Source organism: Agrococcus sp. HG114 (assembly GCF_024723325.1).
Classification (GTDB): Bacteria; Actinomycetota; Actinomycetes; order Actinomycetales; family Microbacteriaceae; genus Agrococcus.
Window position 1 is genome coordinate 1 of record NZ_JANQCH010000074.1, and the last position, 11099, is coordinate 11099.

Annotated in this window: 13 protein-coding genes and 1 pseudogene; 10 read left to right on the plus strand and 4 right to left on the minus strand. The window is 74.6% G+C overall.

Translation table 11 applies throughout. The features are described 5' to 3' along the window. Positions 1 to 678: A/G-specific adenine glycosylase (locus NWP09_RS08445; RefSeq protein WP_258275078.1), on the minus strand; the 678-nt coding region annotated here is incomplete at its 3' end. Positions 679 to 729: 51 nt separating this feature from the next. On the opposite strand from NWP09_RS08445, the gene NWP09_RS08450 reads away from it, so the two are divergent. Continuing rightward, positions 730 to 1431, plus strand: a complete 702-nt coding sequence (locus NWP09_RS08450) for a uridine kinase (RefSeq protein WP_258275079.1) — start codon at positions 730 to 732, stop codon at positions 1429 to 1431. Positions 1432 to 1443: 12 nt separating this feature from the next. Here the strand turns inward: NWP09_RS08450 and NWP09_RS08455 are convergent, their stop codons facing one another. Beyond that, positions 1444 to 2451: a ketopantoate reductase family protein gene (locus NWP09_RS08455; RefSeq protein WP_258275080.1), complete on the minus strand. Its 1008-nt coding sequence runs from the start codon at positions 2449 to 2451 to the stop codon at positions 1444 to 1446. Between NWP09_RS08455 and NWP09_RS13540 the strand changes: the two are divergent. The 9 genes and pseudogenes from NWP09_RS13540 to NWP09_RS08495 form a co-directional block, all read left to right on the plus strand. Further along, positions 2450 to 3214, plus strand: a pseudogene (locus tag NWP09_RS13540) (VOC family protein); the annotation flags it as partial. The gene NWP09_RS08455 and the pseudogene NWP09_RS13540 overlap by 2 nt on opposite strands. A gap of 124 nt (positions 3215 to 3338) precedes the next feature. Beyond that, the gene (truB, locus tag NWP09_RS08460; protein WP_258275081.1) at positions 3339 to 4238 is read left to right on the plus strand and encodes a tRNA pseudouridine(55) synthase TruB; all 900 of its coding nucleotides are present in this window, start codon (positions 3339 to 3341) and stop codon (positions 4236 to 4238) included. Beyond that, positions 4235 to 4606, plus strand: coding sequence for a hypothetical protein (locus NWP09_RS08465; protein WP_258275082.1), 372 nt, complete (start codon positions 4235 to 4237; stop codon positions 4604 to 4606). Before truB ends, NWP09_RS08465 begins: the two co-directional genes overlap by 4 nt. Before the next feature lie 23 nt (positions 4607 to 4629). After that, entirely contained in the window at positions 4630 to 5031 is a 402-nt protein-coding gene (locus NWP09_RS08470; protein WP_258275083.1) for a hypothetical protein, read from the plus strand. Continuing rightward, positions 5028 to 5978, plus strand: a complete 951-nt coding sequence (locus NWP09_RS08475) for a bifunctional riboflavin kinase/FAD synthetase (protein WP_258275084.1) — start codon at positions 5028 to 5030, stop codon at positions 5976 to 5978. The genes NWP09_RS08470 and NWP09_RS08475 overlap by 4 nt, the downstream gene beginning before the upstream one ends. Before the next feature lie 111 nt (positions 5979 to 6089). Next, a complete protein-coding gene (gene deoC, locus NWP09_RS08480; RefSeq protein WP_258275085.1) occupies positions 6090 to 7100 on the plus strand; it encodes a deoxyribose-phosphate aldolase in 1011 nt (336 codons plus the stop codon). Between the two features lie 7 nt (positions 7101 to 7107). Continuing rightward, positions 7108 to 8550: an aldehyde dehydrogenase family protein gene (locus NWP09_RS08485; RefSeq protein WP_258275086.1), complete on the plus strand. Its 1443-nt coding sequence runs from the start codon at positions 7108 to 7110 to the stop codon at positions 8548 to 8550. Beyond that, positions 8547 to 9422 (plus strand): aldehyde dehydrogenase, encoded by an 876-nt coding sequence (locus NWP09_RS08490; protein WP_258275087.1) that lies wholly within the window; start codon positions 8547 to 8549, stop codon positions 9420 to 9422. The genes NWP09_RS08485 and NWP09_RS08490 overlap by 4 nt, the downstream gene beginning before the upstream one ends. A 366-nt stretch (positions 9423 to 9788) precedes the next feature. Further along, positions 9789 to 10187: a hypothetical protein gene (locus tag NWP09_RS08495; RefSeq protein WP_258275088.1), complete on the plus strand. Its 399-nt coding sequence runs from the start codon at positions 9789 to 9791 to the stop codon at positions 10185 to 10187. On the opposite strand, the gene NWP09_RS08500 is transcribed toward NWP09_RS08495, so the two are convergent. After that, a complete protein-coding gene (locus tag NWP09_RS08500) occupies positions 10180 to 10584 on the minus strand; it encodes a hypothetical protein (protein WP_258275089.1) in 405 nt (134 codons plus the stop codon). The two genes, NWP09_RS08495 and NWP09_RS08500, sit on opposite strands and share 8 nt — an antisense overlap. Beyond that, positions 10584 to 11099, minus strand: a 516-nt coding sequence (locus NWP09_RS08505; RefSeq protein ID WP_258275090.1) for a peptidase dimerization domain-containing protein, incomplete at its 5' end; no start/stop codon positions are given. The genes NWP09_RS08500 and NWP09_RS08505, both read right to left, overlap by 1 nt.

The following is an 11099-nucleotide window of genomic DNA, read 5'->3' on the forward strand; positions in this document are numbered from 1 at the left end:
CCCCTCGGACGGCGGGTACCCGGCCGCACGCCACGCGCACGCGTCGGCGATCGGGCACTCGTGGCAGCGCGGCGCGCGCGCCGTGCAGACGAGCGCGCCGAGCTCCATGAGCGCGATCGAGACGACGGATGCGTCGTCGCGCCCGGGCGGGAGGATCGCGTCGACGTCGCGCAGGTCACGCTTCGCCGCGGGAGCCTGCTCGCCGCGCCCGTGCACGGCGCGCGCGACGACCCTCCGCACGTTCGTGTCGACGACCGGGTGGCGGTCGCCGAAGTGGAAGACGGCGACGGCGCGCGCCGTGTAGTCGCCGACGCCGGGCAGCGCGAGCAGCGCCTCGACGTCGCGCGGCACCTCGCCGCCGTGCCGCTCGACGATCGCGCGAGCGGTGTCCTGCAGCCGCAGCGCCCGCCGCGGATACCCGAGCGTGCCCCACTGCCGCAGCACCTCGTGCGTCGGGGCGTCGGCGAGGTCGGCGGGGGTGGGCCAGCGCTCGAGCCAGCGGTCGATCTCGACCGCGACGCGCGCGGCCTGCGTCTGCTGCAGCATGACCTCGCTCACGAGCGTGCCCCACGCGTCGAAGTCGGGCCGCCGCCACGGCAGGTCGCGCGCGTGCTCGCGGTACCAGCCGGCGAGCGACCGCAGGGCCGGCTCGGAGCCCAGCCCTGCTACCCCCGACATCGGGACCAGCGTAGCCGGGGCCGGTCGGCGCGCACCGCCTAGGCTGGCCGCATGGTCGACCGCGCGCTGCTCATGAAGGCCGCATCCTGGAGCCCTGAGCAGAAGGCGCTCTACACCGACCTCGTCGACCAGCTGCTCCGCCGCAACCCGCGCGGCCGCAGGCTCATCGCGGTCGAGGGCCGCGACGGGGTCGGCAAGACGCGGTTCGCGGATGCGCTCCAGGTCGCGTTCGCGCGCGCGGGCGTCGAGGCGTTCCGGGCGAGCGCCGACGACTTCCACCGGCCGCAGGCGTTCCGCTACCGCCAGGGCCGCGACTCCCCGAAGGGCTACTACGAGGACGCGTTCGACACCGAGCTGCTCGACCGGGTGCTGCTGCACCCGTTCCGGATGGGCGGCTCGACCGGGTTCGTGACGCGCGCGTTCGACCTGCGCACCGACACGCCGCTCGAGATGGAGTGGGAGACCGCGGGCCCCGACGTCGTGCTCATCGTCGACGGCGTCTTCCTGCAGCGCCCGGCGCTCGCGGGCAAGTGGCACGCGGTCGTCCACCTCGAGGCCGACCCTCGCGTGCGCGGCGAGCGGCTGCGGGCCCGCGACGGCGCGCACCCGGACGTCGAGCACCCCTCGCACCGGCGGTACCGCGAGGCGCACGACCTCTACGAGCGGGCGGTCGATCCGCGCCGGAAGGCGGCCTTCATCGTCGACAACAGCGACTGGCGCCGCCCGGTGCAGGTGTTCGCCGACTCCTGCTGAGCGGCGCGGCCGCTACGCGAGCCGCCGCACGACCGAGGGCGCGGCGAACCGCCCCGTGCGCTCGACCTCGTGCACGAGCTCGACGAGCGCGGCGTTCACGGGCGCCTCGCGGCCGACGCGCGCGGCCGCCTCGACGACCGCCCCGTTGATGCGGTCGACCTCGGTCGGCTGCCCCCGCCGGATCGACTGCTGCGTCGAGCCGAGGTTCGGCACGTCGCCGAGCCGGCCCCTGATGCGCAGCGGCACCTGCTGCGCGATGCGCGACGGCGCCCACGCGACGAGGCGCACGAGCGCGGGGGTGAGGCCCTGCATCGGCTGCCAGCGCACGCCGCTCGCGAGCCCCGTGCGCGCGCACTCGCGCATGGACGCGACCATCACGCGCCGCAGCCCCGGGTCGCGGATCACGTCCTGCACCGAGTGGCCGACGATCGCCGGGATGGCGTTCACCATGTTGATGAGCAGCTTCGTCCACTGGGCGCCCTCGAGGTCGGGCGTGCGCTCGACCGGCATCACCTCGCCGAGGAGCGCCGCGAAGCGCTCCGCCTCGGCACCGCCCACGACGGTCGCGCTCGGCGCCGTCACGGTCACGACACCGGGCTCGAGCGAGTTCGCGGCGATGAGCGAGAGCGCGCCCGCGACCCGGTCGTGGCCGAGCAGCCGGGCCGCCTCCCGCTCGCCGTAGAGGCCGTTCTGCGCGACGAGCAGCGGCACGGCGTCGAGCGCGGCGCGGTTCTGCTCGATCGCGGCGGCCGCGCCGGTCGCCTTCACCGCGAGGATCGCGACATCCGGTGCCTCCTCGAGCCGCTCGAGCGCGACGACGGGCGCCGTGAGCGCGCCGAAGCCGCCCCGCAGCCGCAGCCCGTGGGCGCGGATCGCCGCGAGGTGCTCGCCGCGCGCGGTCACGGTCACGTCGTGGCCCGCCGCGTGCAGGAGCGCCGCCATCGTGCCCCCGATCGCGCCCGCGCCGATCACCGCGACGCGCTGCCGCTCGGGCCGTGCAGGATCCTCGCCGATCGCCATGCGTGCAGGCTATCCGGCGCCATGCCGGCTCCGGCTGCCGGGCGACGGGGCCGCTCGGGGCTTCCCCCGCGCGGCATCCGCGCCCTACCGTACGGGCACCGGCCGGCGGCGACCGCCGCGGCCACGACCGCAGGAGGCGCCCGTGACCGACACCTCTCGTGCCCCGGAGCGGCTGACGGCGCGGGCCTTCCACTCCCGCCCGGGCGTGGAGGACTGGCGCGTGCTGTACTGGGGCGCCTACGCCTACTACGCGTGCGACTCGCTCGCCCACGCGGTGTCGCTCGTGACGGCGGTCGCCGACGTCGCGGCGCAGGTCGGCCACGACCCCGATCTCGACGTGCGCCCGCACGGCGTCACGATCCGCACGTTCACGCGCCTGAACGGTGCGCTCAGCGAGGTCGACGCCGAGCTCGCGCGGCGCATCTCCGAGGTCGCGCGCGCCCGCGGCCATCGCCCCGACCCGTCGCAGCTCATGGTGACGGGCCTCGCCGTGGCGCAGGACCGGGGCGCCGACGTGCGGCCGTTCTGGGCGGCGGTCATGGGGTACCGGCTCGTCGACGACGCCGACGCGATCGACCCGCAGCGCCGCAACCCGCACGTGTGGGTCCACGAGCTCGAGCCGCCGAAGCCGGGCCGCGGCCGCATGCACATCGACATCTCGGTGCCGGCCGATCACGCCGAGGCGCGGGTCGAGGCGGCGCTCGCGGCGGGCGGGCGCCTCGTCGACCGCAACCCGCGCGGCTGGTGGACGATCGTCGCCCGAGAACCACGGGATCGACATCGCCGCGTGGCCCGACGTCGAGGACCACGAGGAGGACATCGACGAGGTCCCGGGGGCGGGCTCCTGACCCAGCCGCGCTGCCGGGCACGATCGGTAGGCTCGTCGGGTGCCAGCCGCCGCCTCGAACCCCGACGGGATCCTGCTCGTCGACAAGCCGCAGGGCATCACGAGCCACACCGCCGTGAGCCGCGCGCGCCGGGCGCTCGGCACCCGCAAGGTGGGCCACGCGGGCACGCTCGACCCGATGGCGACGGGCCTGCTCATCCTGGGCGTGGGCCCCTCGACGCGGCTGCTCACCCACATCGTCGGGCTCGACAAGACCTACACGGCGACGATCGTGCTCGGCGCCTCGACGTCGACCGACGACGCCGAGGGCGACGTCACGGGCGGGGCGGATGCGTCGCACGTGTCGGGCGACGACCTGGTCGCGCCGATGCGGGCCCTCACGGGCGACATCGAGCAGGTGCCGTCGTCGGTGAGCGCGATCAAGGTCGACGGCGAGCGCGCGTACGCCCGCGTGCGCGCGGGGGAGCAGGTCGAGCTCGCGGCGCGCCCCGTGACCGTCGCGCGCTTCGAGGCGCTCGCGTTCCGCCCCGGTCCCCGCGCCGAGGTCGACGTCGTCGTCGACTGCTCGAGCGGCACCTACATCCGCGCGCTCGCGCGCGACCTGGGCGCCGCGCTCGGCGTCGGCGGCCACCTGAGCGCGCTGCGCCGCACCCGCATCGGCCCGTTCGAGGTCGACAGCGCCCCGCTCGCCGACGCGCTGCCCGACGAGGCCGAGCGGCTCCTGCTGCCGCCTGCCCGCGCCGCCGCGCGCATCCTGCCCGTCGCCCGCCTGGACGACGAGCGCGCCGCGAACCTCGCCAACGGCCGCCGCACAATCGCCCTCGAGGGCGAGGCCGGGATCGTCGCCGCCGTGCACGGCGAGCGCCTCGTCGGCATCGCGCGAGTCGAGGGCCGCCGCATGCTGCCGGTGACCAACTTCCCGACGGGCGGTGCCCCGTGATCCCGTGGCTCATGCTCGCGCAGGCGGCGGTGCTCGGCGCCATCGGCGCCGTCGTCGCGATCATGGGGCTCGCGCGCCGCCCCTTCGGCGACCTCGTCTTCGGCGCCGCCGCGTTCACGCTCCTCACCCTCGTCGTGCAGACGGTCGCCTCGATCATCGCGCCGATCGCGGGCGCCGGGCCCTCGGGCGACCTCCTCGAGTACTGGACGTACCTGCTCACGGCGCTCGTCATCCCGCCCGCGGCGGTGCTGTGGGCGCTCGTCGACAAGAAGGGGGAGTGGTCGACGCTCGTGGTGGGCGTCGGCATCCTCGCGTGCGCCGTCATGGTGTACCGCATGCACCAGATCTGGTTCGTGCAGGTCGCCTGAGCGCCCGGAGTATCATCGATCCGATGAGCGAGCGCAAGCATGCCGGGATCGGCCGGGTCCTCATCGCGGTGTACGCGGTGCTCGCGCTCGCGGCGACCGGCCGCTCGTTCGTGCAAATCGTGCAGCGCTTCGACGAGGCGCCGCTCGCGTACTCGCTGAGCGCCGTCGCCGCCGTCGTCTACCTCGTCGCGACCGTCGCGCTCGCGAGCCCGAAGGATGCGTGGCGGCGCGTCGCGCTCGCCGCCGTCTGCTTCGAGCTCGTCGGCGTCGCGGTCGTCGGCACCCTCTCGCTCGTCGCCCCCGAGCTCTTCGCCCACGACACGGTGTGGAGCCGCTACGGCATGGGCTACCTCTTCATCCCCGCCGTGCTGCCGTTCCTCGGGCTCTGGTGGCTGCGGGCGAGCCGCGAGCGGGTGCCGGCGTGAGCGGCCGCGCCGAGCGCGGCCTCGGCTGGATCGACGAGCTCGAGGCGATGCCGAGCGCGGTGACGATCGGCAAGTTCGACGGCGTCCACATCGGCCACCAGCGCATCATCGAGCAGCTGCGGGCGCTCGCCGAGCCCGAGGGCCTCGTCACGACCGTCGTCACCTTCGACCGCAACCCGCTCGAGGTCGTGCGCCCCGACCGCGCGCCGCTGCCGCTCGTCTCGCTCGCGCACAAGGTCGAGCTGCTGCGCGCCGCGGGCGCCGACCGCGTGGTGGTCGTGCCGTTCACGCCCGAGACCGCCGCGCAGCCCGCGGAGGAGTTCTCGCAGCGAGTGCTGTTCGACGGGCTCGGCGCGCGCGTGCTGCTCGTCGGCGACGACTTCCGCTTCGGCCACCGCGGCGCGGGCGACGCCGCGATGCTGCGCGAGCACGCGGCGCCGCGCGGCGCGCGCGTCGAGTCGATCGACGACATCTGCTTCGCCGACGGCCGCCGCGTCTCCTCCACCTGGATCCGCGAGGCGCTGAGCCTCGGTCGCGTGCAGGAGGCGAACGCGATGCTCGGCCGCCGCCACGTGCTGCGCGGCGACGTCGTGCGCGGCTTCCAGCGCGGTCGGGCGCTCGGCTTCCCGACCGCCAACCTCGGCGCCCCCGTCGAGGGCTTCGTGCCCGCCGACGGCGTGTACGCGGCGATCGCCCGGGTCGACGCGGGCGCGTTCACCGCCGCCGTCTCGATCGGCGACAACCCGACGTTCGACGGCGTCGCGGCGAAGACCGTCGAGGCGTACCTGCTCGACGTCGACCTCGACCTCTACGACCGCCCGATCAGCCTCGAGCTCGTCGACTTCGTCCGACCGATGCATCGCTTCGAGAGCCTCGACGAGCTCGTCGCGCAGATGCACCGCGACGTCGAGCGGACGCGGGCGATCGTCGACGCCGTCGACGCCTGAGCCGCGGCGCGGAGCCCCGGCCCCTCGACCCGGCGCGGATCGGTAGACTGCCGTGCACCCATCCGCCACCCGATCCGGCGGAGCCGCGAGTGCCCCGGAAGAAGGAACCGCGTGACATCGACCAGCGCAGCGCTCGCGCCTGCTGAGCGCGCCGTCCAGCTGCTCGGCAGCGACCTGTCGGAGGTGGCGCTGCGCCGGCACCTCGAGGGCCTGCCCGCCGTCGACGCCGTGGGCCTCGAGGCCCGCGCGACCCGGCTCGGCACCCGCTCGATCAAGACGAGCTCGAAGGCCGCCGCCCTCGACCTCGCGATCCGCATGATCGACCTCACGACGCTGCAGGGCGCCGACACGCGCGGCAAGGTGCGCTCGCTCGTCGCGAAGGCGCTCGTCCCCGACGCCACCGACCCGTCGACCCCTCGCCCGGCCGCGGTGTGCGTGTACGGCGACATGGTGGGCCACGCGGTCGAGGCGCTCGGCTCGGCGTGGAGCGCGGGCAAGGACGACGGGATCAACGTCGCCGCCGTCGCGACCGCGTTCCCCGCCGGCCGCGCGAGCATCGAGGTCAAGCTGCAGGACACGCGCGACGCGGTCGCCGCGGGCGCCGACGAGATCGACATGGTCATCGACCGGGGCGCGTTCCTCGAGGGGAACTACGGCAAGGTCTTCGACGAGATCGTGCTGACGAAGGAGGCGTGCCGCCGCACCGACGGCAGCTACGCGCACCTCAAGGTCATCCTCGAGACCGGCGAGCTCGTCACGTACGACAACGTGCGCCGCGCGTCGTGGCTGTCGATCCTCGCGGGCGGCGACTTCATCAAGACCTCGACCGGCAAGGTGCAGCCCGCCGCGACGCTGCCCGTGACGCTGCTCATGCTCCAGGTCGTGCGCGACTGGGAGCGGCTCACGGGGGAGCGCATCGGCGTCAAGCCCGCCGGCGGCATCGCGACCGCGAAGGACGCGATCAAGCACCTCGTCGCGGTCGCCGAGACGTGCGGCGAGGCGTGGCTCGACCCGAAGCTGTTCCGCTTCGGCGCCTCTAGCCTGCTGAACGACGTCCTGCAGCAGCGCCAGAAGCTCACCACCGGCCGCTATTCCGGCCCCGACTACGTCACGATCGACTGAGGTCCCCATGGCATTCCTCGACTACGCGCCGGCTCCCGAGTCGACGTCCATCCTCTCCCTGCGCGAGGAGTACCGCCTGTGGATCGGCGGCGAGTGGGTGACGGGCGGCGGCACGCCGTTCGCGTCCGTGAGCCCGAGCACCGAGCGCCGGATCGCGACGTTCGCGCATGCCGACGAGGGCGACGTGGATGCGGCGGTGCGCGCCGCGCGCACCGCCTTCACGACCGTGTGGGGCCCCATGTCGGGCCGCGACCGCGGCAAGCTCCTCTTCCGCATCGCGCGCATCCTGCAGGAGCGCGCGCGCGAGCTCGCGGTCGCGGAGTCGCTCGACAACGGCAAGCCCATCCGCGAGACGCGCGACGCCGACATCCCGCTCGTCGCGCAGTGGTTCTTCCACTGCGCCGGCTGGGCCGACAAGCTCGACCACCTCGGCCTCGGCGCCGCGCCGCAGCCGCACGGCGTCGCCGCGCAGGTCATCCCGTGGAACTTCCCGCTCCTCATGCTCGCGTGGAAGGTCGCGCCCGCGCTCGCGGCCGGCAACACGGTCGTGCTGAAGCCCGCCGAGACGACCCCGCTCACCGCGATGCTCTTCGCCGAGGTGTGCGAGCAGGCCGGCCTGCCCGCGGGCGTCGTGAACCTCATCACGGGCGACGGCTCGACGGGCGCCGCGCTCGTGCGCCACCCCGACGTCGACAAGGTCGCCTTCACGGGATCGACCGCCGTCGGCCGCGAGATCGCGAAGGCGCTCGCGGGCACCGACAAGCGGCTCACGCTCGAGCTCGGCGGCAAGGGCGCGAACATCGTCTTCGACGACGCGCCGCTCGACCAGGCGATCGAGGGCATCGTCGACGGCATCTTCTTCAACCAGGGCCAGGTGTGCTGCGCCGGCAGCCGGCTGCTCGTGCAGGAGAACGTGCACGACGCGGTGCTCGACCGGCTCAAGGAGCGCATGGCGACGCTGCGCGTCGGAGACCCGCTCGACAAGAACACCGACGTGGGCGCGATCAACTCGAGCGAGCAGCTCGAGCGCATCACGCGGCTCGTCGACCAGGGCGTCGCCGAGGGCGGCGAGCGCTGGAGCCCGGCGTGCGAGCTGCCGCAGGAGGGCTACTGGTTCGCGCCGACCGTCGTCACGGGCGTCGAGGCGTCCTCGACGATCGCGCGCGAGGAGATCTTCGGCCCCGTGCTGTCGGTGCTCACGTTCCGCACGCCCGACGAGGCGATCGCGAAGGCGAACAACACCCCCTACGGCCTCTCGGCCGGCATCTGGAGCGACAAGGGCTCGCGGGTGCTCGCCGTCGCCGACAGGCTGCGGGCGGGCGTCGTGTGGACGAACACGTTCAACAAGTTCGACCCCGCGAGCCCGTTCGGCGGCTACAAGGAGTCGGGCTACGGCCGCGAGGGCGGCATCCAGGGCATGCAGGCGTACCTGAAGGCAGGCGAGCGATGACCACCACGGCGAAGACGACCACGCGCCTCGACGTCCCGAAGACGTACAAGCTCTTCATCGGCGGCGCGTTCCCGCGCAGCGAGTCGGGTCGTGTGACCGAGGTGCGCGACGGCGAGGGCCGCTTCGTCGCCAACGTCGCGAAGGCGTCGCGGAAGGACGCGCGCGACGCGGTCCGCGCGGCACGCAAGGCCCAGCCGGGCTGGGCGGGCGCGACCGCCTACAACCGCGGACAGGTGCTCTACCGCGTCGCGGAGGTGCTCGAGGGCCGGAAGGCGCAGTTCGCCGACGAGCTGCAGCGCACCGAGGGGCTCTCGGCCTCGCGCGCCCGCGCGCAGGTCGAGGACGCGATCGACCTGTGGGTGTGGCACGCCGGCTGGACGGACAAGATCGCGCAGGTCGCCGGCAGCGCCAACCCCGTCGCGGGCCCGTACTTCAACCTCTCGGTGCCCGAGCCGACCGGCGTCGTCGCGATCGTCGCGCCGCAGCGCGAGGGCCTCCTCGGCCTCACCTCGGTCGTCGCGCCAGCGCTCGTGACCGGCAACGCGGTCGTCGTCGTGCCCGCCGCATCGTCGCCGCTCGTGGCGATCTCGCTCGCCGAGGTGCTCGCGACGAGCGACCTGCCGGGCGGCGTCGTCAACGTGCTCACGGGCGACCCGGCCGAGCTCGCGCCGTGGCTCGCGAGCCACGCCGACGTCAACGCGCTCGACCTCACGGGCGCCGGCGACCTCGACTGGGTCGCGCTCGAGGTCGCGGCGGCCGAGACGCTCAAGCGCGTGATCCGCCCGGAGCCGGGCAACGCGCCCGAGACGCCGCAGCGCATCCTCGCCCTCACCGAGACGAAGACGGTCTGGCACACGAAGTCGCGCATGTAGCGCCCCGCCGCCCGCTGAGTGGCGCCTCCCGCTCCTGAGTGGCGCCTCCCGCTCCTGAGTGGCGCCTCCCGCACGTGAGTGGCGCCTCCCGCTCCTGAGTGGCGCCTCCCGCACGTGAGTGGCGCGTCCCGCTCCTGAGTGGCGCCTCCCGCACGTGAGTGGCGCGTCCCGCTCCTGAGTGGCGCCTCCCGCACGTGAGTGGCGCGTCCCGCTCCTGAGTGGCGCCTCCCGCACGTGAGTGGCGCGTCCCGCTCCTGAGTGGCGCCTCCCGCACGTGAGTGGCGCGTCCCGCTCCTGAGTGGCGCCTCCCGCACGTGAGTGGCGCGGGGTGCCGCACCTCGGGCACACTGCACGCCAGGAGGTGCCATGGAGCAGGCATCGCGGGTGGCCAATCCCGTCTCGGGCCGCATCGACGCGAGGTACGACGAGCGGCCCACGACGACCCTCGTGGCGCTGTGCCGCTCCGCGCTGGCGATCCTCGTGCCGACAGGCATCGCGCTCGCCGTCGTGCACGCGGAGACGTGGCACTGGTGGTGGCCGCGCGGCGCCTACGTGCTCGTCGTGCTCCCGCTCACCGCGGGCGCGCACGGGTCGTGGTGGCGGATGTCGCCGTGGTCGATGTGGCACGCGAGCGCCCTCGCGCAGGGCGCCGTGCTGCTCGTCGCGTTCGCGGTGACGATCCTCACCCTGCTCGTGGGTGCCGTGCTCGGGGTCGCCGCGCTGCAGCTCGTGCAGCGGCTGCGGGGCCGCCGCGCGCTCAGCTGAGCGCGGCCGCGAACTCGGCCCACCGCATCCGCTCCACGACGCCCTCGGCCCCGGCCGCGAGCCGGTCGTCGTCGGTCACGAGCACGTCTGCTTGGAGCGACGCGACCGCGAGCAGCTCGGCCGGCGCGATCTCGGCCCAGTCGAGTCGCCTCGCGATGCGCCACGCGGTCGCGCGCGAGACGCGGTCGGCGAGCAGGCGCACCGTGAGGCCCGCGAGCGCCTCGAGCTCGGCGCGCGCCGTCGGCTCGTCGAGCGAGCCCGCGCGCACCTCGTCGGCGAGCAGCTGCATGACCTGCGAGCGCAGCGCGCCCGTGCCGACCAGGCGGTGCTCGCCGAGCGGCACGCGCTCGCGCACGATCCGCAGCGCGGTGGGCGCGTCGATCGCGAAGCGCGTCATCAGCAGCTCGACTCGATGAGGTCGGCGTACCAGCGGCACCCGTCGAGCCACGTGTCGATGCGGATGCGCTCGTTCCGCGCGTGCAGCGTGAGGCGGTCCTCGCGGGTCATCTCGAACGGCGCGAAGCGGTACACGCGGTCGGTGATGCGGTGCGCGTGGCGGCCGTCGGTGCCGCCGAGCATCACGTACGGGACGGTGCGCGCATCCGGGCGGAGCCGCCCGATCGCGCCCTCGATCGCCTCCCACCCCGCGCCGCTCGAGGGGCTCTCCGGGCTCGGCCCGTGGCCGTGCAGCACCTCGAGCTCGACGCGCGGGTCGGCGATCGCGCGGCGCACGTGCGCGACCGCCTCCTCGACGCTCGAGCCGACCGCGATGCGCACGTTGACGACGGCCGTCGCATCCTCGGCGAGCGCGTTCGGCGCGGCGGCGCCGGCGAGCTGGGTGACGACCGCGGTGGTCGAGAGCATCGCGCGCGTCTCGTCGCCGCGCGCGAGGATCCGCTCGACGAGCGGCCG

Excerpts from the sequence above, each read along its gene's own strand:
- NWP09_RS08450 (WP_258275079.1), top strand. The coding sequence starts at position 730 with ATGGTCGACCGCGCGCTGCTCATGAAGGCCGCATCCTGGAGCCCTGAG.
- NWP09_RS08485 (WP_258275086.1), top strand. The coding sequence starts at position 7,108 with ATGGCATTCCTCGACTACGCGCCGGCTCCCGAGTCGACGTCCATCCTC.
- NWP09_RS08500 (WP_258275089.1), bottom strand. The coding sequence starts at position 10,584 with ATGACGCGCTTCGCGATCGACGCGCCCACCGCGCTGCGGATCGTGCGC.
- NWP09_RS08470 (WP_258275083.1), top strand. The coding sequence starts at position 4,630 with ATGAGCGAGCGCAAGCATGCCGGGATCGGCCGGGTCCTCATCGCGGTG.
- NWP09_RS08490 (WP_258275087.1), top strand. The coding sequence starts at position 8,547 with ATGACCACCACGGCGAAGACGACCACGCGCCTCGACGTCCCGAAGACG.
- NWP09_RS08455 (WP_258275080.1), bottom strand. The coding sequence starts at position 2,451 with ATGGCGATCGGCGAGGATCCTGCACGGCCCGAGCGGCAGCGCGTCGCG.
- NWP09_RS08495 (WP_258275088.1), top strand. The coding sequence starts at position 9,789 with ATGGAGCAGGCATCGCGGGTGGCCAATCCCGTCTCGGGCCGCATCGAC.